This window comes from Muricoccus roseus, from assembly GCF_900141905.1.
Taxonomy (GTDB): domain Bacteria; phylum Pseudomonadota; class Alphaproteobacteria; order Acetobacterales; family Acetobacteraceae; genus Roseomonas; species Roseomonas rosea.
Window position 1 is genome coordinate 367,245 of the sequence record NZ_FQZF01000002.1, and the last position, 21,839, is coordinate 389,083.

Sequence of the window (21,839 nt, forward strand, 5' to 3'; positions counted from 1 at the left end):
GCGCCGCGCGGCGCGTCCATACGGGCCCGTATCCTTGACACGGGCGCCACGACACGAAAGAGCTAGCGCCCATGCCATCCGCCATGCCGCGCCGCGTCCTGCTCTCCGGCGTCTTCGACATGCGCAACTATGGCGATCTCCTCTTCCCCCTGGTCGCGCGGGAGCGGCTCGCCCCGCATGGCATCGCGGTGCAGCCCGTGGCGCCGACGAACGGCCTCACCACGCTCGCGGATGCCATCCCGCCCGTCGCGTTTTCCGAGACGATGCGCCCCGGGATGGACGCCGATGCGGTGCTCATCGGCGGCGGCTATGTCATCCATACGCACCCGATGGACTTCCTCGAGCAGTACCAGCTTGGCGACACGGGGGACTGGGCAGCGTCGAGCCTCTGGCTCGGCATGACGCTGACCGGTGCGCTGCGGGACGTTCCCGTGCTCTGGAACGCGCCGGGCGTGCCGCATCCGTTCACGCCCCGGCAGCTTCCCATCGTGGCGGCGGCGATGCGCGCGGCGGATTACGTTTCGGTCCGCGACCGGGGGAGCGCGGAACTGCTCTCGGCTCCCACGGACCTGCCCGTGTCCATCGTGCCGGACCCGATCGCAGACCTCGCGCGCCTCTGGCCGAGGAAGGTGCTGGAGGAACCCTATCGCCGGCTGGCCGCGCGCAAGGGCTTCCCGGCCGAGGCGCGTATCCTGGCGCTGCATGTGCGGGACCGCTCGATGATCGGCCTCGGGGCGGAGGGGCTCGCCGAACTGATCGACGGCTTCGCGGCGGCGCGTGGCCTGACGCCGCTGCTGGTAGCGGTGGGCGCGGCGCATGACGACCCCCGCATCGCGAGCGAGGTGGCGCGGCATATGCCGCACCCGCCGGTGGTGCTGGACGATCCGGAGAGCCTGCTGGAGATCACCGCGGCCTTCGCCCATGCGGCCTGCTATGTCGGCGCTTCGCTGCACGGCTATGTCGCGGCCTCGGCCTATGGCGTGCCGGGCGTCCTGGTGGCGCGCCCGGCCTATCGCAAGTTCACGGGCTTCCTCGAGCATGTCGGGCGGGAGGGGGACCTCGCGCGGGACTGGCCGGCGGCCTTCGCGATCGGCCGGGATCGGGCGGAGGAGGATGCATCCCCTCGCATTCCCCCCGCGGTCCATGCGGCGTTGGACGCGCACTGGGTGAGGATCCTCCGCGGTATCGACGACCCTGCCCAGGGCCATGCGGCGCGGCGGGACTTCCCGGCGGCCTTGCTGCGGCTGGGCATGGAGACGGCCGGCGCGGGATGGGCTTTGCGCCCCTTCCTCGCCCGGACGAGCATGGCAAGGCACAGGCAGAAGACAGGATAGAATGTCTGAATCGACGAGCAGCGGGACGACCGCCCCCGGGGGCATGCTTCCGGTCAGCCGCGCGGCGCTGCGCGACTGGATGGTCACCTATATCAGCAAGCTCCTGGACATGCCGCCGGGGGGCTTCCCCACCGCCGCCTCCTTCGCCGAATACGGGCTGGACTCGGTGGAGGCGGTGGTGATGGCCGGCGCCATGGAGGAGGAGTTCGGCGTGGTGGTGGACCCCATGCAGTTCTTCGAGAACCACAGCGTGGATGCCTTCGCGCAGGCCTATGGCCAGCCAGACGACGCAAGGGCCGCACCGGGCGCCGCATGAGGGCCCCGCCCTCCCTCTCCGTCGTCGTCGTCTCCTACGAGATGAAGCGGGAGCTGCCGCGGACGCTGCTGTCGCTTTCGCCCGCCTATCAGCGGGGGCCGGCGGCCGGGGGGTGCGAGGTGATCGTGGTGGATAACGGCTCGTCCGTGCCGCCGGACCTTTCCGCACTTGGCGCGGCCGGTGCCACGCCGCGCCTGCTCCGGGCCACGCGCCCGGGGCCCTCGCCGGTGGGCGCGATCAACGAGGGCATCGCGGCGGCGCGCGGTGAGCTGATTGGCGTGTGGATCGACGGGGCGCGGCTTGCCTCCCCTGGGCTGTTGCAGGCGGCCGCCGAGGCGGCGGCGCTGCATCCGCGCGCCGTGGTCGCCACCCCGAACTACCATCTGGGCCCGGATCTTCAGTATCTCAGCGGCGAGAGAGGGTATGATCGGGCGGCCGAGGACGCGCTGCTCGATTCCATCGCCTGGCCGCAGGACGGCTACCGGCTGTTCGAGGTGGCGACCGCGGAGCTGCGCAACGGGCCGGAGGCGCCCATGCTGGAGAGCAACGCGCTGTTCATGCACCGCGCCCTCTGGGCCGAGCTGGGCGGCTACGACGAGGCCTTCCAGGAGCCGGGCGGCGGGGTGGTGAATCCCGACACGCTGGTGCGCGCCTGCGCCCTTCCCGGCGCGCAGCTCATCCGCATCCTGGGGGAGGGGACCTTCCACCAGATCCATGGCGGGCTTTCCACCAGCACGCTGCGCGGGGCGATGGCCGTGCTGCAGGAGGGCAGCCGCGCCTATCTGCAACGCCGCGGCCTCCCGCTGGCACCGGTGCGCATGAAGGGCTGGCTCTATGACGCCCGGCGCAGCACGGTGACGGCATGACCGCCCCCCGCACCGCCGCCGAGGCGTCGGCCATGACGCCGGCCGCGCTGGAGATCATGCCCCCGGCGCCGCCCTTCTGGGACGAGGCGCAGCAGGCCTGGATTGTCACCCGCTACGCGGATCTGCGAGCGGTGCTGGACGCGCCCGGCATGCTGGTGGCCGAGCCCAGCCCCGCCCTCTGCCGCGTGGCCGCGCGGGTGGGGATGGAGGTGGGGAATCTTACCGCCGTGCTCGACGGCATGTTGCTGACCCAGAACGGGGCGGTCCACCAGGCGTCCCGCGCGGCCCTGCGCGGGTTCATGCCCCAGCTCTCCGGCCGCTGGTCGGCGGAGGCGATCGACGCCTCGGCCGCGCGCCTCGTCGCGGCCATGACACCGGGCGAGGCGGTGGACATGGTGCCCGCCCTGGCCGGGCCGCTGCCCGATGCGGTGATCGCCGACGGGCTGGGCCTCTCCATCCCCGAGGTGGTCGCGCTGCGCGAGGCCGGGCGGCGTGTTTCCGATGTGTGGCGGCCCGCGCCGCCGCTGCGCGACGTGGCGCGGCTGGAGGGCGTGGCGGCCGAGGCGCGGGCCGCGCTGGAGGCGCCCCGCGCGCCGGACCGGATCCCCCTGGACCCCGCCCCGGCCTGCCCGGTGCATGACCTGGAATTCTTCCTCATCTCCGCCGCGGTGGAGACCACGGCGGCCACCCTCGGCAATGCGCTGGAGATCCTTTCGTCGGACGCCGAACTGCAGGCAGCCCTGCGCGGGGGCACGGCGCTGGTCGCGCGCTTCGTCGAAGAGGTGCTCCGCTTCGCCGGCCCCGTCCGCCGCCTGAACCGCCGCGTGGCGGGCGAGGCGCTGGAGCTGGACGGACGGCGGATCGAGGCCGGGTCCGCCCTCATCCTCTGGGTGGAAAGCGGGCATCGGGACCCCGTGGCCTATCCGGATCCCGACCGCTTCGACCTCGCGCGCCGCGGGCCGCCGCTGCTGGCCTTCGGGGGCGGGGCGCATCTCTGCATGGGGCCGGCGCTGGGGCGCCTGCTTGTCCGCGCCGCCGTTCACCGCCTGCTCGGGCGCTTCGCCCTCGCGCCTTCCCCGGAACCCATCCGCATGCGGCCTGGCCGCGACCTGCGGCAGCACCTCGCCCTGCCGCTCAGCCTCACCGAGCACCCCGCATGACCGACCCGCAGACGCTGAACGACGACGTGCTCCAGGAACTGGAGCGGGGGAGCGTGGAGAAGGCGACGAGCCTGCTGGACCAGGGGCTGAAGAAATGGCCCGGCAGCCTGCGGCTGAAGCTCACGCGCTCCGATGTGCTGATCCGCGCCGGGGCGCGGGAGGAGGCGGCCGAGCACCTCGCCGCTCTGCTGGACCGCGAGGAGGCCGCGCGCTGGGCTGGCCCGCGGCTGCTGACGCTGGTGAAGGAGCAGCCGCTGCCGGCGGAGGTCGCGGGGCGGCTGGTGAAGCCCGTCGCCGCCGGCGCGCTGGAGGAGCGGGTCAAGACCCAGCTGCTCGACGCGCTGCTCGCCGGCCGTGATGCGGAGACGCGGGTGGCCTGGCTGGAACCCGTCGCCCGAGGCGCCGGGCTTTTCCGGCTGGAATGGCTCCTGGCCGTGGCGCTGACCGAATCCTGCCGGCTGGAGGAGGCCGTCGCGCTGCTCGAGGAATCCCGGTTGGCCGGGCGGGGCACGGCGCGTTCCCTGCTGCTGGAAGCGGAGCTGCGCGCGGCCGGTGGCCATCCCGAAGCGGCGCTGGACATCCTGCGCGACGTGACCCGCGACCACCCCGAGCTGCCGGACGGCTTCCGGCGCCGCATCGCCATCGCCCGCCGCGCCTGCCGCTTCGACGAATGCGCCGCCGTGCTGGAGGAGGCGCTCGGCAAGTGGCCGGGCGACTGGTCCTTCCCCTATCTCATGAACCGCGTGCCGCTGGCCCCGGCGGCGCTGTCGCGCCTCTTCCCCATGCTGGAAGCGGCCGCGGCCGCGCCGGGGCGCACGGAACGCTTCGCCTTCCAATACGCGCTGGCGGCGCTCCATGCCGTGCGGCTGGAGGAGGCGGTGAAGGTCCTCGGCAGCGGCTTCGCCGAGCCGACCGTCGCCTATATGGCCGGGCCGGTCGCGGCGGCGCTCGCCGCTCGCGACCCCGAGGCCTGGCGGGCCGGCTCACGCCTGGTGGATGACCGCACGCGCGACGTGCTTGTCACGCGCGCCGAGGGGGCGGAGGCGACCTTCGTGCTCACCACCGGCATGGCCTTCGGCTACCTGCCGCTGCCGCTGATCGACACGCTCTTCGCCGAGCAGCGCGTGAATGTCATCTACCTCCGCGACTTCCGGAACCTCGCCTATCTGCGCGGCGTGACGAGCCTGGGGCCGGACGAGGCCTCGACCATCGCAGCGCTGCGCGGGCTCATCGGCGAGCTGGGCGCGCGACGCCTCGTGGTCGTCGGCGCCTCGCTCGGCGGCTACTCGTCCCTGCGCTACGGCGCCCTGCTGGGCGCCGATGCGGCGGTCTCCTTCTCCGGACGCACGACGCTGGAGGACGGGCTCGCGGAGGCGCGGCCCACCATCTGGAACCCGGCCTTCTTCGTGCGCCAGATGTGGCTGGCCCAGGGCGAGTTGCCGCGCGACCTCGTGCCCGTGCTGGCCGGCGCGCCGGAGATGGAGGTGCTGCACATCCACAGCGCTGGCGCGGCGGAAGACGTGGCGCAGGCGCAGCGCATCGCCCAGCTGCCGAATGTGCGCCTGCACGCGGTGCCCGGTGTGTCCGACCACTATGCGGTGGACCACATGATCGGCGACGGCTCCTTCGGCGCTCTCATCGCGGCCTTGCGCGACGGGCGGCGCTGGGAGGCCTGATCGCGCCTGGGGGTTGTTCTGGGGTGACGGTCTGTCCCGGGGAGAGGAAGAAGGAATTCTTCCTCTCCCCGGACCCCTCACCATCATCTTTGTCTTCAAGTTTGGAATCACGGGGCTGACGGTGCGCCTCGGGTCATGGACCCGAGGCGACTGCAAAGGCAGGAAAGGCACCCGCAACCAGAGACCCCTTCAATCCGGGGTATCCACGGCAGTCTCATGCAGGTCCAGGAGCCTCAGGCTCCTGGCGGGTGAGGTCCGGAGAGGGCAGCGCCCTCTCCGGGAAGCCGCGACAGTTCAGAACCACCGAAGCAGCCCGGTACCCTCAGCCGGGCTGCTCCGCATCCACCGCCAGCAGCAGCGCGCGTATCGCCGCCGCGTCCCAGCCGAGGAAGGCCGCGTCGTCCATCGCGGTCACGTCGCCGCGCAGGCTTTCGGGCGAGAGGCCGAAGCGGTCGGCGAGGTAGCCGATCTCGCGCGCCAGCACCGGCTCCAACAGCCGCCAGACGAGTTCCGGGAAGACGAGCGGCTCGCCCGGGACCTGGCGGAGCCGGGCCCGCAGCGCCTCGGTGGCCTGGCCGATGCCGGGCCCTTCGCGCAGCGCGAGCAGGGCGCGTGCCGCCGGGAGGGAGGGGGGCGGTTCCGCGGGTGGGGGAGGCCGCACCGGCATGTCGGGCACGCTGATCCCGAAGGAGGACAGCATCGCGCGGCAGGCCTCCAGCGGCTCTTCGGGCGCCAGCCGCACCGTCACCGCCTCCTTCCCGAAGCCGGTGAGCCATGCGTCCAGCCGCTTGTAGGAGGGCTGGAAGGCCCGCTCGATCCCCGGGCCGAGTTCCTGCAGCGAGAGGCCCCGGAGCAGCCGGTCCTCCAGCATGGTTGCGATCTGCTCGGCGGGGGGGCGCAGCCAGCACAGCACGGTGCTGCGGACCCGCCGGGCCGCGAGATGGTTCGCCAGCGCCGCCACTTCCGGCGCCTGCAGGCTCCAGAGCCCGTCCGCCGCGAGCAGGCCGGTTCCCTCGCCCAGGCTTTCGATCCAGGCGTCCAGCGTGGCTCGCGCGGCTTTCGGGGTGGGCGCGCCGCCCGGGCGGGCCTCGGCGCGGCGGAGCCAGGCCTCGCCCTTCGCGCGCCGCTCCGGCGTGCCGAAGCCGCCGAAGATCACCTCCATCACATCCTGGCCCTGCGGCCAATGATGCACGCCCTGTTGTGCGAGCGCTTCGGCGGCGGGACGGAGCCAGCGATCGAGCCGGGGGATGCCGGTGCGGGGCATGCCCATCAGCAGCAGCAGGCGCGGGCCGCCGTGCTTGGGCTTGCGCGGGGAAGGGTCGGGCAGCGGCTCCGGCCGTACCGGGTTCGGCGCGATCCGAACGGGGCGCCGCAGCGGGCGCTGGTGGTGGAAGACGGAATGGCTGCCCGGGCCGCGCCAGGCGGCTTCGGGGATGGCCGCCAGCCGCAGCTCATCCGGCGTGAGCAGAGAGAGGGGCTCGATCAGCGGATCCTCCACGCCCCAGACCCGGCGCAGCATGGCGACGAGATCGACCGAGCCGAAGATACGCATGTGGTCTTCCTGGCCGAAGCGGTGGCGGCGCTCCTCCGGCGTCAGGCTCTCGTCCAGGTCCTCACGGGTATGGGCGCCGCTGATCGGCACGGAAAGGAAGTGGTGGCCGCCGGGTGCCAGCACGCGCTCCAGCTCGCCCAGCACGGATTCCACGCTGCAGGGCAGGTGTTCCATGACATGGCTGTGCAGGATGAGGTCGAAGGCGCGGGAGGGGAGCTTCTGCAGGTCGGTGCAGAGGTCCAGCGCGCGCACCGTCATGAAGCGGCTTCGGTAGCGGTCGGGGTCGAGGTCGCAGGCGTGGTAGCGGTCCCCGCACAGCTCCACCAGGCGCCGCGCGAGGCCCTGTTCCGGCGCCATGTGCAGCACGCGCATGCCCGGGCGGAACACGCCGCGTTTCTGCATGATCATCCAGAGCAGCCGGTTGCGCTCCACGGACTTGCATTGCGCGCAGCGCGCCATCTCGCGCCCGTTGAAGGGGATGAACTCGGTGGCGCGGCAGATGGGGCAGCGATGCGCGGGCTCGCCCAGAGCGACCGCGGTGGCGGCCAGGCCAGCGGTGCTCATCCGCGCTTCCTCGCGACGAAGGTGGCGTTGACGTAGCAGGGGTCGATGCCGGAATGCCGCCGCACCACCTGGGTGGAGCAGCCCGTGGCCGCCAGGATGTCCACGATGTCGGCTCCGTAATCCCAGGTGACGATGCAGGGCGAGCCATCGCCCGAGACGTGGTAGCGCGGCGGCTTCAGGTGGTGCTCCTCCCCGTCGATCAGCTCCACGCGCGGCTCGCTGCGGTCCGGGAAGGGCCAGTCGTTCGGGATGGAGAAGATGTGGACGCCGCCGGGCTTCAGCACGCGGGCGATTTCCGCGAAGGCGGTGTGGATGTCGTGGACATGCTCCATCACGTCGCTGCTCAGCACGAGGTCGAAGCTCTCATCCGGGAAGGTGAGCTGCGTCAGGTCCTCGCAGCGCACGCCCTCCTCGTCCACGCTGCCCAGCGGGCGGTCCGGCCAGAAATAGGAGCGGACATAGCGCGGCAGGCCCTTCATCTGGGTGACGAAGGGGCCGCGCAGCGCCACCTCGAAGATATCCACCGTGTTCAGCTTGCCCGAGCCGACGAGATGGCGGAGGAACACTGACTGCCCCCGTGCGAACTCGTCGAGGATGATCGCGGCCTGCTCGCGCCAGCGCAGCGCGGCGCGGCAGCTCGGGCAGGGGAAGGACTCACGGGTGGAGCGCCCGCCCGCGGGGAAGAAGCCCTTGGCGCCGCAGAGATTGCACAGGCCGCGATAGCCGGCGGTCTCCTCGCTCATGCCGCGGCCTTCCGCGTGTCGAACACCTCGTGCAGGCGGGCCATGATCGTCTCCAAGCGGGATTCCCAGGACAGGTCGCGCATCCGGGCGGCATCCGGCCATCGGCGCTCCTGCCGGCGCTCGGCCAGCGCGGCCTCGAGCGCTACCAGGAAGGCATCGGCCCCGGAGGCGATCCGGATGTCCTCGGCGAGATCCTGCAGGTTGGCGATGGGGGTCGAGACCACCGGCACGCCGAGGCTGCGATAGACATAGAGCTTCAGCGGGTTCATCCGCTCCGAAAGCCCGGTGTGCAGGTGCGGGATGATCGCCGCGTCGAAGGCCGCGATATGCGCGGTTGCCTCGGCATAGGGGATAACCCCGAAGGCATGGACATTGGGCCGCGCCATCACCTCGGCCGCCCGTCCGCCGGTCGGCGTCGCGCCGATCAGCACCACGGACCAGTCCGGCCGCGCCTCGGCGACGGAGGCGATCAGCTCCCAGTCGATGCGGTCCTGCAGGTTGCCCGCATAGCCGATGACCGGCCGCCGCAGCCCGGCGAGGGAAGGGGGCACCGGCCAGCTCTCCACATCCGCATGCATCTCCATGCCATTGGGCACGAGCAGCGGGTCGAAGCCCTCCTCGGCCAGCCAGTCGGCCACGGGCTGGCAGTTGGCGAGGAGCAGGTCGCTGGCGCGGAAGGTGTCGCGGTAATTCGCCTCCAGCTCCGCGCGGAAGCTTGGGCGCATGGGCCATTGCCGCTGGTCGTCGATCACGTCCGAGACGATGAAGGAGAAGCCGAGCCGTGCCTGCACCTGGGGAAACATCGGCACCACGGGGCAGACCCAGGCAAGCAAGTTCCCGGTCATGTCCAACTCCCGCAGCCAGGCCTCGACGCTGTGGGGGAACAGCTCCCGTGGCGGCAGGCTGCGCCCGAGCACGCTGTCCTTGCGCCCGGCATGCAGGTGCACGCGCCGGTGCACCTTGCCTCGGTCCTGGAGGCCGAGGAAGCGCTGCAGCGTCGCGCCCGCGCCGAAGCGGTGCTGGCTGGGCGCCTTGGGGGCCGACATGACCTCCAGCCTGTCCACGGAGATCGGTGCGTCGATGTGCAGGATGCGCCGCACGGAGGGCAGGGCCTCCAGCCGTTGCAGCAGCATGTCCTGCCGGCGGCCATAGAGGCCGGAGTCGTTCTGCTTCCAGAAGAAGGCGATGTTGACGCCGCCGGACAGGTTGGAGAGGCGCCCGACGCGCGGCGAGGCTGGAACGGTCCCGCCCAGGTGCCGCGCCAGGGCCGGATCGATGAGCCCCGGCATTTGCCGGTCGATATGGGTGAGCAGGCGGAGGAAATCGGCCGGGACCTCGCCCGCCGCCGCCCGCGCGCCCTCCAGCGCCTGCCCTGCGCGAGGCGCGTTGGCGGCGTAGGAGAGTTCCTCCAGGAAGAAGGCGCGGGTTCCCGCCGCCCCGGCCCCGCCATCCAGCCGCGCCCGCAGCGCGAGGGTGAGATCCTCGCCCGGCTTGATGGCGTCGGGCAGCAGGTCGTCCAGAGGCGGCGCGGCCCGGGCCAGCACCGGGGTGCCGACCGCTAGCGCATCGGTCAGCTTGGCCGGCGTCTGGCTCTGCGCGATCGGGCTGTCCGGGTCCTGGAGGATGCAGACGAGATCCGCCATCGCGTTCAGCTCCGCCGCGCGGCGGAAGGGTTGGTCGGGATGGAGGGTGACGCGCAGGCCGGGGAAGTCCGTCAGGCGCTGCCGCAGCTCGCGGTCGACGATAGTGCCGACCACGCAGAGCACCAAGCGCGGATCACCGAGCGCCTGCAACGCCTCCGCCACTTCGAGAAGACCCTTGTGCCGGCGCGGCGTGCCGAGGAAGAGCACCACTTTGTCCGTGTCGGCGAAGCCGAACTCGGCGCGCACCGCCTGGCGGTCGATGCGCGCGGGGTCATAGGCGGCCTCGTCCCGCGCATGGCGGATGACGATGCCGCCATGCCGCGCCTGGAGAACCGGGTTGCAGACCGTCAGGCTGTCGGCCCAGCCGATCATGGATTGCGCGAGCTGCGTCCAGCGCATCCCGTAGGGATCAGTCCAGTCCGCCGCCTGGGCGCCGGCGAGGAAGGCGTCCAGGCCCAGAGGCGCATCGGCGCCGACGAAGGCCAACTCGTCGTCATCCAGATCGAGCACCAGCCGCGCGCCGTGGATCAGCCGTTGCAGCAGCCCGATGAAGAGGCTGGGCAGGCGCGCCTTGGAAACCCAGGCGATGTCGCAGGGATGGTCGAGGACCAGCCGGACGGCACCATTCACGAAGGCGGCGAAGGACCCGGCGGCATAGCCGAAGACGGGAATGCCGCGTTCGCTGTCGCGCAGCGGCGGCCAGAGGGATTCGCCGAAGGCGGGAAAGACCGGGCCCAGTATCTCGGTCGGGCCATGCCGGGCGGCGAGTTCCGCCAGCACCCAGGCCCGGCCGAGCGGGTTGTGCGCCAGGTCCCAGGAGATGACGGCGATGCGTGGACCTGCAGGGGAGGGGCGCAGAAGGGTCTCGGGCCATTCACGCATCTCCGGCAGGTCGCGCATGGTCCGGCGCCGCCGCAGCGCGTCGATGCGCCGGCCGAGGGCGTCCTGCGGGTCCAGCTCGAAGGCGCGGGACAGGGCGGCAATGGCGGCCTCGGCCTCGCCCCGGCCCTCATGCAGATCCGCGAAACCGAGATGCGAGCGGGGAGAGGCGGGATCCATCTCCCCTGCCTCGCCGAAGCGCGCGGCGGCCTCCTCGTAGCGGCCGAACTCCAGCGCCGCCTGGCCGAGCTGGCAGAGCAGCTCCACTGAACGGGCGATGCGCCGGGTGCCGATCACATGCTCCGCGCCGCGGTCCCGCACCACGGCCGTGACCTCCACCTCCGCATCGCCATCCAGCGGCAGGGCGGAGAAGGGCAGCTCGAAGCCATGCGAGCCATCGCCGATCCCGGCCCGCTGCAGGTCGCCCCGGCGCCGGTCGGCCAGGGCCGTCGCAGCGGCGCCTCCGGGCAGGCGCAGCTCCACCTGCAGGTGGCGCGCCGGGTTGGCGGGGTCGTAGGCCCAGCCAACGAACATGCCGCGCCGGGGCTCTTCCAGCCGCCCGGTGATGGCCTGCGCCTCCAGCCCCGTGATGGCGCGCTCATCGACGGCGACGGTGCTCTCTCCCAGCCGCGTCCGCAGCAGCACCCGCAGCTCCGCGCGCCGGGTAAGGCTCGACGGGAGGGGCAGCTCGAAGGCATGCGCCCCATCGCCGATGCCGGCACGCTGGAGGTCGCCGCGCATGCGTCCGGCGGGCAGGCTCGCGAGCGGCTCGCCGTCGATCAGGATCTCGGCGGTGAGGGCTGTATCCGGCCGCGACGGATCCCAGAGCCAGCCGCGCAGCAGGCCGGCGCGGATGCCGTCGATGCGGCCCTTCACGCCATGGCCCTCCGTGCCGCTCAAGCGGCGCCCTCCGGCGCGGCGCGCGGATGACGCGGCGTGGCGGTCATGCCTCCTCCATCACGGGGGCGGCAGGCTGCGGCCCCTTGCTGGGCGCCGCATGGTCCAGCAGCGCGGCGATCCGTGCGTCGAGTTCCCGGCCCGGCGGTGCGGCCTGGATGGCGGCTCGGGCTGCGCGCGCGCCCTCCACGGCCATGGCCGTCCTGCGCGGCGCGTCGGCCGTCAGCTCGGCGAGGTCGCGCAGCAGCGCATACCGTGCCAGCTCGGCGGCCTTCGGATCGTCCGACAGGAGGTCGGGCGGGAGGGACAGGACGGGCAGGCCGGTGGCCTGCAGGGCCAGCATCGCCGGGCCGGGCCGGGCCAGCCCGAGTCGGTGGGCCCGCCCGGCGCGCCGCAGGGCCGCCACGGTGTCCCCTTCCACGTCGGCGGGCCGGAACCAGCTCCCGGCGGGCGGTCCGCCGATGACATGCAGCGTCGCCACCCCGAGCGCCGTCAGATCCTCGAAGACCGGGCGCAGCGCGGGCAGCGCCGGATCCTCGGGAGTGGCGAGGTAGAGCACGGGAAAGGGCCCATCCTCCGGGGGCGGCGATGCCGGGGCGCTCGGCTCCGTGGACAACCAGGGCGCCGCTTCCAGCCCGTGCCCCAGATCGAGATCGCCGGCCTCCAGCAGTGGCAACCCCGCCGCCGCGCAACGGCGGCGCAAGGCCGCGAGGTCATCGGGGCCCAGCGCGTCCGGGGCCACCAGCACCGCATCCGCCGGGCCCGCTGGGGCATGGCCTAAGGGGAAGGAGGGCGTGATCCGCCGGAAGATGAAGGGGCGGGAGACCGCGTTGCGCGTGGCGACGGCGAGCGGCGTCGGAAGGGGGCCGGCCGGTGCATCGAGCGTGAGGACCACGCGTGGCGGAGAGGCTGGGGGCTGGAAGGTGCGCCGCCGGTCCAGCACCTCGCGATAGAGCTGGTCGTATTCCACCGCCATGGCGGCGGCATCGCGGTGGCGGCCGGTGGTGGCCTGCCAGTCCATCACCGCGTTCCGCCGCGCGCGCACCTCGCCCGGCTCGCGCCGCAGGCGGCGCAGCAGGGCGAGCATCGCCTCCGGCTCCATCCAGCGGTCCACCAGCCAGCCGCCCGGGGTTTCCGTCAGCCGCTCCGCGAGCGCCCCGAGGGCGGTGGCCATCACGGGCAGCCCCGCCGCCCAGCATTCCGTCAGGGTGTGGCAATAGGTTTCGGGCCAGAGCGACAGCACGGCCCCGAGATGCGGGCGGATGCGCGCCACATGCGACGCGAAATCGGCGCGGTCATAGCGCCCGTGCAGCACGATCCCGGGCGTGGTGGCGAGGCTGCTGTCCACCGCGCCGAGCACGTGGAACTCAACTTCGCGCCCGCGGTCCAGCTCCGCCATGGCCGCGACCAGCCCACCGCCCTTGGAGGCCGAGACATTGCCCGGCACCAGCACGCGCAGCTTCTCGTCCAGCGAGGGCTCGGCGGCCAGCATTTCCATGCGCGCGAAGCTGCGACCATGGGGAATGACGCGGAAGTCGCGCCCGGCCAGGAAGGGGAAATTGGCGAGCAGGGTTTCGCGTGCGCTGGGGGAGGTGGTGATGAAGGCGTCGCAGCCCTCCAGCGCCTCACCCATCATGGCCTGCCAGCGATACACGAAGCGGTGGCGCAGCGGTGGCATGGTCTCGGGCTTCCACAGCTCGGCCGTGCAATCCGCCTCGCCCGCCGTGCAGGGGCCGGCGCAGAAGCGCCCTTCGGCGTCCAGCAGCTTCACCGTCGGGCAGGCAGTGTAGAAGTCGTGGAAGGAGAAGACCACCGGGACGCCGAGGCGCCGGCAGAGCTCGACCAGGCCGAGGCTGTGCCAGAGGATGTGCCGGACATGCACCAGCTCGAAGCCATGGCGCAGGAGCATGTCGCCGACCAGCCGATCGTATTCGCCGGAGCGGTGCGTCGCCGGCTCGATCGGCCGTTCGAGCGCGTGTGTCTCCACCACCTCCGCCCCTGAGGCGCGATGGCGCGAGAGGGTGATGGTGCGGGAGTCGCAGCGCAGCACCCAGGGCTCGTAGCGGTCCGACAGGGCTTCCATCAGGTCGCGGTTGGTCTGGGGCGTGCCGCCGCTCTCGGTGGAGATCACCGTGAGGAGGCGCGGGCGCGGCACCTCGCCCCCGGCCGACGCCCGGTCCAGCGCGCGCCGCACCCGCCAGCGCATGGCCAGCATGGCCGGATCACCTTCGAAGACCCGGATCAGCGCGCGGTATTCCGGGTAGCGCTCGTCCAGCACCGTGCGGGCGGAGGCGATCAGCGCCGCCTTCTCCGCCCCGAAGGAGGCGGAGCGCTGGTGCCAGACGAAGCTGCGGTCATCGACCACATGCTCGAACCCCGCGCGCAGGGCCCGCATGCAGAGATCGTTCTCCTCGCCATAGCCGCGCGGGAAGGCCTCCGCGTCCAGCACGCCCACCGCATCCAGCAGGGCGCGGCGCAGATAGAGGCAGAAGCCATGCCCCGTCGGCACCGCGGGATAGAGGGAGAGGGCGGCGCCGCGCACCAGCCGGGCCATCTCCTCCACGCCGAACCAGGGCGGCATGGGATTGGCCGCGTTGAACTCCGGCACGGAGACGACGCCGGCATTGTTCGAAACCGCCGTCGCGCTGCCCGTGCGCGGGCCGGAATGCGCGGCGGCACGCAGCCCGTCCAGCCAGTCCGGCCCGACCTCGGTATCGGAGTTCAGCAGCACCACGTCGTCGCGCCCGGCGAGGGCGATGCCGCGATTGGCGGTGCGGGTGAAGCCCTGGTTTTCCGCCTGGCGATGGATCTCGACGCCCGGCAGCCCCTCCCAGCGCCGCAGAAGGGCCGCGATCTCCGGCTGCGTGCTGGCATCATCCACCAGGATGAGCCGTGCGGGGCCGGTGGTGTGGCACAGCACGCTCTCCACGCAGCGCTCCAGCTCGGCCGCGGCATTATGGATGGGGATGACAACCGAAACCGGCACGCGCCCATCGGCGGGCAGGCGCCAGGCGACTTCGCCGCGGTCCTTCCGCCAGGGCGGCAGGCCTTCCAGCACTGTCGCGCCCGGGATGGAGTCGGCGCCGTGGCGCGGCACGGCGGCGACGGGCAGGGGGCCGCCCTCGCCGGGATGCAGGCTCGGCAGGGCGATGCGGAAGCCGCCGCCGCGATGGATGATGTTGTGCTTCGCGAGGTCCGGGCGCGGGATGGCCGCTTCCACCGAGGCCCAGCGCGTGCCGTCCAGCAGCAGGTCCACCGCCTGCGCCTGCATCGGGCGCCCGCGCTCGGCAAGCCATCCGCTCGCCTCGCCATTGCCGACGCGCTCCAGCATGCCGATGGCGTCGAGCCGCATGGCGAGGCTGCGCCGCGCCAGCTCGGTGCCGGAGGCCATGAGGACGAGCTCGCGCGGGCGTCCGTCGAACAGCGCCTCCTCCGGCCGGTCCTGGCGAAGCGCGGCGGCCAGGGCCTCCAGTGGGAGATGGAAGCCGAAGGCGGGCTGCTCCGTGCCGTCGTCATAGGGCAGGTCGGGGCGGTGCAGGTTCAGCGGCACCGGAAGGGGCTGGCAGCCCTCCAGCAGAAGGGAGGGCTGGCGGCCCGCAAGATCCACCACCCAGCCGCGCAGGCCCTCGCGATCCGGCTGGTCCATGCCGCCGCGCGGGCGGAAGGGCGCGGGCTCCAGCAGGGCGGGGGTGAGCGGCACGGCCTGCTCCCCGATCAGCAGCGTGGCGGAGGCGGGCGCCTCCGTGGCCGGCGCCTCGGTCAGGAGCTGGAACCCGCGGCCGGCGGGGCGCTCACCCTGGGCCGGCAGGTCCCGCCGTTCGCGCAGGCGGCGCAGGGGCCATTCCCGCCGCTCCTCGCCCCAGGTGAGAACGAGGCGCGGCGGTGCTTCCGCCAGCACCTCCTCCGGCGCGCGGAGCCAGCCGCCGATGTGGAGGAAGCCGCCTTCGCGCGCGAAGACCTCGACATGCCCGCCGAAGCGCGGGTCGGGCCGCACGGGCGGGGCCAGCATCTCCCGCGCCAGCGTCACCGCCCGCCGCGTGATCTCCTGGCCCGAGGCGACGAGCACGAACTCATGCGGCTCACCGTCGAACAGGTCCCGCCCCGGTGCGTCCGCTCGCAGCCGGGCCAGGATGGTCTCCAGCGGCAGTTGGAAGCCAAGGAGCGGCGTCTCGGTGCCGTCGTCGAAGGGCAGGTCCGGCCGAGGAAGGCCGAGGGCGAGCGGAAGCGCGGTGCCATCCACCAGCACCGAGGCCTCGGCGCCCGGCGGCTGGAAGACCCAGCCGCGGATGCCCCGCCCATCCGGCGCATCCATACCGCCGCGCGGCTTGAAGGGGCTTTCCCGCAGTGGGGAGGGGGCGAGGGGGGCGGTCTCGTCCCCCAGGCAGAGGCAGGCGTGCATGGGGGCACCGGCCGGTGGCGCCTCGATCAGCAGCTGGAAGCCGCGTCCGGCGGGCTGGCCGTCCTTGGCAGGGAGGTCACGCCTTTCGCGCAGGCGGCGCAGCGGTGTCTCGCGACGGTCCTCGCCTGAGACGAGGAGGAGGCGCGGCGGGTCCTCCGCCAGGCGTTCCTCCGCCACGCGCAGCCAACCGGCGACATGCAGATGGTCGCCGTGCCGGGCGAAGACCTCGATATGACCCTGGATCATCCACCCCGCCCCGCGCGACATCACCCCGGGCGCGGCCCGCCCGGGCAGGCCGCAACAGGCCTGGACGCCCCGTCCTGCCGCGCATTGTCCGGCCCGCGTGGGGGACAATCAAGCGGCCTTCCGGCGAAGGGCGGCGAAGTTGTTGGTGGGAACGGACCGACCTGGGCAGTGGCCGCAGGAAATTGGACCGGGCGCCAGGAGCGGGGTGCGGAGCGGCTGGGGGGCTGACGCTCGAAATCCGCGAAAGTGGTGTCCCCGGCGGGATTCGAACCCACGGCCCCGGGATTAGGAATCCCGTGCTCTATCCTGCTGAGCTACGGAGACACGCGGCCCCACCCTAGCGCCCCCGCGCGCCACGGCAAAGACCCGGCCCCTTGAGCGGCGGCCGGAACCGGCCTCCACTGGCTGCATGGCCCAAGACCCCCGCCTCGACCCCGAAATGGCCGCCTTCACGGAGATGATGGCAGCCCGCGCCGCCGGCTACCCTCCCCAGCGCCTCGAACGCCCGCTCGATGCCTCCCGCGCCTCGAACGACGCGCTGAACATGACCCTGTTCAGCCCCGAGCCCCGGATGGCCGAGAGCGCGGATCGCTGGGTGCTGGCCCGCGGCCGCCGGGTTCTCTGCCGCCTCCACCGCCCCCGCACCGATGCGCCCCTTCCGGCGCTGATCTACCTCCATGGCGGCGGCTGGGTATGGAACAGCGTCGACACGCATGATCCGCTGATGCGGAGCTATGCCGAGGGGGCGGGCTGCGCCGTGGTCGGGCCGGATTACGCCCTCAGCCCCGAAGCCGCCTTCCCCCAGGCACTGGAGGAGGTGGCGGCCGTCACGCGCTGGATCGCAGCCCATGGCGCCGAATGGGGCCTGGACCCCGGCCGGATCACCCTAGGCGGGGATTCGGCCGGGGCCAACCTGGCGCTCGGCGCCGCGCTGCTGCTGCGGCAGTCGGACCCCGGTCTGCGCCTGCGCGGGCTGCTGCTGAACTACGGCGTCTTCGACGACCGGATGGCCACGCCGAGCTACGCCGAATTCGCCGAGGGCTACGGCCTCACCGCGGAGAAGATGCGCTTCTACTGGGACTGCTACGCGCCGAACCCGGCGGACCGCCTGTCGCCTTTCGCCGCGCCGATCCGCGCGGATCTCCGCGGCCTGCCGCCCTGCCTGGTGCAGATCGCGGAGCTGGACGTGCTGGCAGATGAGAACCGCGACATGGTGCGTGCCCTGCGCGATGCGGGCGTGGCGGTGGAGGAGGAGACCTTCCCCGGCATGGTGCACGGCTTCCTGCGCGCCCGGAACCATGTGGGTGCCGCCCGCCGCGCCGTTTCCGTCGCGGTGGACTGGCTGAAGCGGAACGGCTAGCGCCGGCGGAAGCGCTCCACGGCCGAGACCAGCGCCGTTCGTACCCCGGGCTCCAGCGCCGAATGCCCGGCATCCGGCACCACGGTCAACCGCGCCATGGGCCAGGCTTCCGCCAGCTCGAAGGCGGAGGTTGGCGGGCAGACCATGTCGTAGCGCCCCTGCACGATCTCGGCCGGCACATGGGTCAGCCGGTCCATCCGGGCGAGCAGCCCCTCGGGCGGCAGGAAGAGGTCATGGGCGAAGTAATGCGCCTCGATCCGCGCCAGGCCGAGGGCGGAGCGGTCCTGCGCGAAGGAGGCGACCGTCTCCGGGCTTGGAAGGAGGGTGCTGCACAGCCCCTCATAGTTGCTCCAGGCCCGGGCAGCGGCGAGGTGGATGGTGGGATCGGGATCCGTCAGCCGCTTGAGATAGGCGGAGAGCAGGTCCTTGCGCTCCGCCGGGGGCACATGCTCGGCGAAGGAGGCCCAGGCATCGGGAAACACCCGGCGCAGCCCGTACAGGAACCAGTCCACCTCGTCCGCCCGGCCGAGGAACACCCCGCGCAGCACGCAGCCCGCCACGCGCTCGGGGTAGGATTGGGCATAGGCGAGGGCGAGGGTGGAGCCCCAGGAGCCGCCGAAGAGCAGCCAGCGGTCGATGCCCAGGAAGCGCCGCAGCGTCTCGATGTCCTGCACCAGCAGCGGCGTGGTGTTGTCCCGCAGCTCCCCCAGCGGGCGGGACCGGCCTGCGCCGCGCTGGTCGAAGATCACCACGCGCCAGTGCAGCGGGTCGAAGAAGCGGCGATGCACGGCGCCCGCCCCGGCGCCGGGGCCACCGTGCAGGAACAGCACGGGCTGCCCGCGTGGGTTTCCCACCTGCTCCCAGTACATGACATGGGCGGGTCCGCCGGACCCGGAATGGGAAAGCGGCAGCAGCCCCGTCTCATAGGGGGATATGTCGGGGAAGAGGTCGCCGCGCGGCATGCGCCCTCTTTGGCGCATGCAACGGCCGCGGCGCAACATGGCGCGTTATCCCGCGATTGCGTTTTCCGCGTCATGTCGCCTCTTCGCGCGGGGCTCCGGCGCACCTAACTTGTCAGACGATGTCCCGTCCCACCCCCGGCCCCTTCCATGCCGCCCGGAGCGGCCCCCAGCCGGGGCCTCGCGCTGCGGGTGCGCGCGCGGCCGAGGTGCGATGCGCCGTCTGCGGCACGGAGAGCCGCCAGTCCCGCTTCCGCCCTGTCCCCCCCGAAGGGGCTCCTGATCTCGACCTCCGCCCCGGCGAGCCGCTGCGGAGCACCATGGCGTCCTGGCTGCAGCAATGCCCGCATTGCGGCTATGTCGCGCCCGAGATCGCGCACGCCCATCCGGCGGCGATCGAGGCGGTGGGCACGGCGCCCTTCCGGGCGCTGATCGCCGATGCCAGCCATCCAACGCTCGCCCGCCGTTTCCTCGCCTATGCCTATGTGCTGGAGGAATCGGGAGCGTTGCATGCGGCGGCGGAGGCCACGCTGCAGGCAGCCTGGGCGGCCGACGATGCCCGCAAGCCCGACCTGGCTCGCGCCTGGCGCGGCGAGGCGGTGGCGCTCTGGCGCGCCGGTCCTCCGCTGGATTCCGAGCAGACGGTCCGGGTGGTGGATGCGCTGCGCCGGGCCGAAGCCTTCGAGGATGCGGGAGCGACGGCCGACCAGCTCGCGGCCAGCCATCCGCCGGACGCCGTGGCCGGGGTGATCGAGCTGGAGCAGCGCCTGATCGCGCTGCGGGATGCCGGCCGGCATACGGTGGCAAGCGCCCTTCCGCCGCCGGCGCGCCGGCCGCATGCCACGCAGGCGAGCATCGCCCGGCGGGGCGGCGGCCTGTGGGAGCGGCTCCGAGGCTTCTGGCGCCGCTGAATGGCCGAAGGGCAGGGGCTTGCCCCTTGCCAGCCTTCGTCGCGCTTCGTAGTGTTACGTTATAACGTATTGAGAGACTCCCCATGCAGCGACGCGCCCTTCTCGCCGCCGCCCTGGCCCTGCCTGCCATCCGCCCTGCCGCCGCCCAGAGGGGCACCCCGACCGCGCTTCCCGTGGTCGCCAGCTTCTCGATCCTGGGCGATCTGGCTCGGCAAGTGGCCGGGGACCGGCCGCTGGCCCTTTCCGTCCTCGTCGGTGCCGATGCGGATGCGCATGACTTCCAGCCCCGCCCTTCGGATGCCGAGAAGCTGCGCGGCGCCGCCCTGCTGGTCCGTAACGGCCTCGGCTTCGACGAATGGCTGGGCCGGCTGACGAACGCGGCCGGCTTCCGAGGCACCACCGTCACCGCCAGCGAGGGGGTCGCGTTCCGCGCCGCCACGGGCGGGCATGACCATGCCCATTCCCATGGTGGCGGCGCCGCCCGCCGCCGGACCCATGCGGTGGAACCCAGCCGCACACCGGACCCCCATGCCTGGGGCGACCCGCGCAACGTGCAGCGCTATGTCCGCAACATCGCCGCCGGCCTGTCCGCCGCCGATCCGGGCCAGGCCGCCCTCTTTGCCCGCAACGCGGAGGCCTATGTCGCCCGCCTCGCGGCGCTGGATGCCGAGATCCGCGCGGCGGTCGGCACGGTACCGGAGAACCGCCGCAAGGTCCTGACCAGCCATGACGCCTTCGGCTATTACGGCGCCGCCTATGGAATCACCTTCCTCGCGCCCCAGGGCGTGAGCACGCATTCGGAGCCCTCGGCCGCCGATGTCGCCGGGCTGATCCGGCAGATCCGCGCCGAGGGCATCACCGCGGTATTCGTCGAGAACATGAACGCCACCACCACGCTGGAGCGCCTGGCGCGGGAGACCGGGCTGCGCGTGCGCGGCCGCCTCTATTCCGATGCCCTTTCCCCGCCCGACGGACCCGCCGCGACCTATGAGGCGCTGATCCGGCACAACACCGGCCTTATCGTCCCGGCCATGCGGGGGGAGGGATGATGCGCGCCCTTGCCCTCGGGGTCGCCCTCGCCGCGGCCGCTCTTCCCGCGGTCGCCCAGAACACGGCCGGGGTGAACCTCTATCCGCAGGTCGCGGGGGAGGTGGATCTGCGCCTCTTCTCCCAATCCACCGTCTCGGCCACCGAGCGGCGCCAGCGCGGGACCAACATCTTCGCGCGCGGCGAACTCTCCACTGGGCTGTTCCTCTCGCCCGAATGGTCCGTGCAGAGCACCATCCATTTCGAGCCCGTGGGCGAGGTGGAGCCGAATGGCGGCACGACCGGCTTCCGCTACCAGGCGGCCTATATTGAGCAGCTTCGCCTGGACTGGCGCCCGACCGACCGGCTGACCTTCTACGGCGGCAAGTTCTCCGCCCCTTTCGGCCGCGGCCATCACGACTTTCCCGGCCTGCTGATGGATGTCCGGGCGCATGAGGTCTACCTCATCCGGGAGAGCATCGGCGTCGGCGGCACGGCCACCTACATCTCCGATGCGCGCTTCGGCGAGCATGACGTGTCCCTCGCCGTCTTCGGCTTCGACACGAGCTTCCTCAGCGAGACGGCCATCACCCGCAAGCGCTGCTGCGAGGGGGATTTCGAGCGCTTCTCCCGCAACTCCCGCCGGCAGGGCGGGCCGGGCAATACCGGCCAGATGGACAGCGTGGCCATCGCCTTCGACGGCGACAACATGCCGTTCCTGCCCAACACCTCCTACCATCTCGCCTTCCTGTCCCGCGGGCCGGGGGTGGATGGCACGAAGCGGGAGACGGGCTTCGCCGTGGGGCTGCGCCACGAGATCCGCTGGAGCGAGGAGACGCGCACGCTGCTCTTCGGGGAGTTCGTCCAGTTCCGCGGCGCCGGCGGCAACCCGCGCGAGGAAGGCCCTGAGATCCTGGACGAGTTCGGCATGGGCACGGGCGAGTTCGGCGAGGTGACGGCCAGCGAGCGCCGCCGTTTCACCACCATCGGTGCCCAGACGCGGCATGGGCCCTGGCGCGCCACCATTGGCCTCCAGCGTGACGAGCGGAAGCGGAGCGAGAACCCCGTGCCGCGGACGACCTATGTCGAGGCCTCGGTCGGCCGCGACCTGCCGCTGAACTTCCGGCTGGATGTCGGCTACCAGCGCAGCATTGGCGGCGAAAGCCGGGAGGATAAGGCGGATGCCCTGATCGCCGTGCTCGGCTGGCGCGCCTCGTTCTGAGGCCTGCCACACGGCGCACGATCCATTGATCGGGCCGGGCCGGTCCCCCTGGGCCGGCCCGGCGTTCTGCTCCTGTCAGGACAGGA

The 21,839-nt window shown here is 72.5% G+C and carries 14 protein-coding genes and 1 tRNA gene; 9 read left to right on the forward strand and 6 right to left on the reverse strand.

Annotation, left to right across the window (positions count from 1 at the left end):
• Positions 1-71: 71 nt before the first annotated feature.
• Genes BUB97_RS01795 through BUB97_RS01815 form a run of 5 tightly spaced genes read left to right on the forward strand, consistent with a single transcriptional unit; the run spans position 72 to position 5,352 of the window.
• On the forward strand, positions 72-1,334 hold the full coding sequence (locus BUB97_RS01795; protein ID WP_073130774.1) for a polysaccharide pyruvyl transferase family protein: 1,263 nt from the start codon (positions 72-74) through the stop codon (positions 1,332-1,334).
• A 1-nt stretch (position 1,335) separates the two neighbouring features.
• Positions 1,336-1,650 carry an acyl carrier protein gene (locus BUB97_RS25395; protein ID WP_175562531.1) on the forward strand — a complete coding sequence of 105 codons (315 nt, stop codon included), beginning with the start codon at positions 1,336-1,338 and terminating at the stop codon, positions 1,648-1,650.
• Positions 1,647-2,516 carry a glycosyltransferase family A protein gene (locus tag BUB97_RS01805; RefSeq protein ID WP_073130776.1) on the forward strand — a complete coding sequence of 290 codons (870 nt, stop codon included), beginning with the start codon at positions 1,647-1,649 and terminating at the stop codon, positions 2,514-2,516. The genes BUB97_RS25395 and BUB97_RS01805 overlap by 4 nt, the downstream gene beginning before the upstream one ends.
• Entirely contained in the window at positions 2,513-3,676 is a 1,164-nt protein-coding gene (locus tag BUB97_RS01810) for a cytochrome P450 (RefSeq protein ID WP_073130778.1), read from the forward strand. The genes BUB97_RS01805 and BUB97_RS01810 overlap by 4 nt, the downstream gene beginning before the upstream one ends.
• Positions 3,673-5,352 carry a hypothetical protein gene (locus BUB97_RS01815; RefSeq protein WP_073130780.1) on the forward strand — a complete coding sequence of 560 codons (1,680 nt, stop codon included), beginning with the start codon at positions 3,673-3,675 and terminating at the stop codon, positions 5,350-5,352. Before BUB97_RS01810 ends, BUB97_RS01815 begins: the two co-directional genes overlap by 4 nt.
• Positions 5,353-5,674: 322 nt before the next feature.
• On the opposite strand, the gene BUB97_RS01820 is transcribed toward BUB97_RS01815, so the two are convergent.
• The 5 genes from BUB97_RS01820 to BUB97_RS01840 form a co-directional block, all read right to left on the reverse strand.
• On the reverse strand, positions 5,675-7,468 hold the full coding sequence (locus BUB97_RS01820; RefSeq protein WP_073130782.1) for a class I SAM-dependent methyltransferase: 1,794 nt from the start codon (positions 7,466-7,468) through the stop codon (positions 5,675-5,677).
• Complete coding sequence (locus BUB97_RS25730) at positions 7,465-8,211, reverse strand: class I SAM-dependent methyltransferase (RefSeq protein WP_073130784.1); 747 nt, start codon at positions 8,209-8,211, stop codon at positions 7,465-7,467. Before BUB97_RS25730 ends, BUB97_RS01820 begins: the two co-directional genes overlap by 4 nt.
• Positions 8,208-11,633: a glycosyltransferase gene (locus BUB97_RS01830; RefSeq protein ID WP_073130786.1), complete on the reverse strand. Its 3,426-nt coding sequence runs from the start codon at positions 11,631-11,633 to the stop codon at positions 8,208-8,210. The genes BUB97_RS25730 and BUB97_RS01830 overlap by 4 nt, the downstream gene beginning before the upstream one ends.
• Positions 11,634-11,676: 43 nt before the next feature.
• Complete coding sequence (locus tag BUB97_RS01835) at positions 11,677-16,275, reverse strand: glycosyltransferase (RefSeq protein WP_073130788.1); 4,599 nt, start codon at positions 16,273-16,275, stop codon at positions 11,677-11,679.
• A 247-nt stretch (positions 16,276-16,522) separates the two neighbouring features.
• Positions 16,523-16,599: transfer RNA gene (locus BUB97_RS01840), tRNA-Arg, on the reverse strand.
• An 85-nt stretch (positions 16,600-16,684) separates the two neighbouring features.
• Between BUB97_RS01840 and BUB97_RS01845 the strand changes: the two genes are divergently transcribed.
• Positions 16,685-17,635, forward strand: coding sequence for an alpha/beta hydrolase (locus BUB97_RS01845; RefSeq protein ID WP_073130790.1), 951 nt, complete (start codon positions 16,685-16,687; stop codon positions 17,633-17,635).
• Here BUB97_RS01845 and pip read toward each other — a convergent pair.
• The gene (gene pip / locus BUB97_RS01850; RefSeq protein WP_073130792.1) at positions 17,632-18,597 is read right to left on the reverse strand and encodes a prolyl aminopeptidase; all 966 of its coding nucleotides are present in this window, start codon (positions 18,595-18,597) and stop codon (positions 17,632-17,634) included. The two genes, BUB97_RS01845 and pip, sit on opposite strands and share 4 nt — an antisense overlap.
• A 119-nt stretch (positions 18,598-18,716) precedes the next feature.
• On the opposite strand from pip, the gene BUB97_RS01855 reads away from it, so the two are divergent.
• From BUB97_RS01855 to BUB97_RS01865, 3 genes are all read left to right on the forward strand, one after another.
• Positions 18,717-19,505 carry a hypothetical protein gene (locus tag BUB97_RS01855; RefSeq protein ID WP_073130794.1) on the forward strand — a complete coding sequence of 263 codons (789 nt, stop codon included), beginning with the start codon at positions 18,717-18,719 and terminating at the stop codon, positions 19,503-19,505.
• A gap of 83 nt (positions 19,506-19,588) precedes the next feature.
• Positions 19,589-20,554, forward strand: a complete 966-nt coding sequence (locus tag BUB97_RS01860) for a metal ABC transporter solute-binding protein, Zn/Mn family (protein WP_073130796.1) — start codon at positions 19,589-19,591, stop codon at positions 20,552-20,554.
• Positions 20,554-21,753 (forward strand): hypothetical protein, encoded by a 1,200-nt coding sequence (locus BUB97_RS01865; RefSeq protein WP_073130798.1) that lies wholly within the window; start codon positions 20,554-20,556, stop codon positions 21,751-21,753. Before BUB97_RS01860 ends, BUB97_RS01865 begins: the two co-directional genes overlap by 1 nt.
• The last annotated feature ends 86 nt before the right edge of the window (positions 21,754-21,839 follow it).

What these genes read in the sequence shown, in the direction of transcription:
- BUB97_RS01835 (WP_073130788.1), bottom strand. Translation starts at nt 16,275, where the DNA reads ATGATCCAGGGTCATATCGAGGTCTTCGCCCGGCACGGCGACCATCTG.
- BUB97_RS01860 (WP_073130796.1), top strand. Translation starts at nt 19,589, where the DNA reads ATGCAGCGACGCGCCCTTCTCGCCGCCGCCCTGGCCCTGCCTGCCATC.
- BUB97_RS01795 (WP_073130774.1), top strand. Translation starts at nt 72, where the DNA reads ATGCCATCCGCCATGCCGCGCCGCGTCCTGCTCTCCGGCGTCTTCGAC.
- BUB97_RS01865 (WP_073130798.1), top strand. Translation starts at nt 20,554, where the DNA reads ATGCGCGCCCTTGCCCTCGGGGTCGCCCTCGCCGCGGCCGCTCTTCCC.
- BUB97_RS01805 (WP_073130776.1), top strand. Translation starts at nt 1,647, where the DNA reads ATGAGGGCCCCGCCCTCCCTCTCCGTCGTCGTCGTCTCCTACGAGATG.
- BUB97_RS25730 (WP_073130784.1), bottom strand. Translation starts at nt 8,211, where the DNA reads ATGAGCGAGGAGACCGCCGGCTATCGCGGCCTGTGCAATCTCTGCGGC.
- pip (WP_073130792.1), bottom strand. Translation starts at nt 18,597, where the DNA reads ATGCCGCGCGGCGACCTCTTCCCCGACATATCCCCCTATGAGACGGGG.
- BUB97_RS01810 (WP_073130778.1), top strand. Translation starts at nt 2,513, where the DNA reads ATGACCGCCCCCCGCACCGCCGCCGAGGCGTCGGCCATGACGCCGGCC.
- BUB97_RS01820 (WP_073130782.1), bottom strand. Translation starts at nt 7,468, where the DNA reads ATGAGCACCGCTGGCCTGGCCGCCACCGCGGTCGCTCTGGGCGAGCCC.
- BUB97_RS01845 (WP_073130790.1), top strand. Translation starts at nt 16,685, where the DNA reads ATGGCCCAAGACCCCCGCCTCGACCCCGAAATGGCCGCCTTCACGGAG.
- BUB97_RS25395 (WP_175562531.1), top strand. Translation starts at nt 1,336, where the DNA reads ATGTCTGAATCGACGAGCAGCGGGACGACCGCCCCCGGGGGCATGCTT.
- BUB97_RS01815 (WP_073130780.1), top strand. Translation starts at nt 3,673, where the DNA reads ATGACCGACCCGCAGACGCTGAACGACGACGTGCTCCAGGAACTGGAG.
- BUB97_RS01855 (WP_073130794.1), top strand. Translation starts at nt 18,717, where the DNA reads ATGTCCCGTCCCACCCCCGGCCCCTTCCATGCCGCCCGGAGCGGCCCC.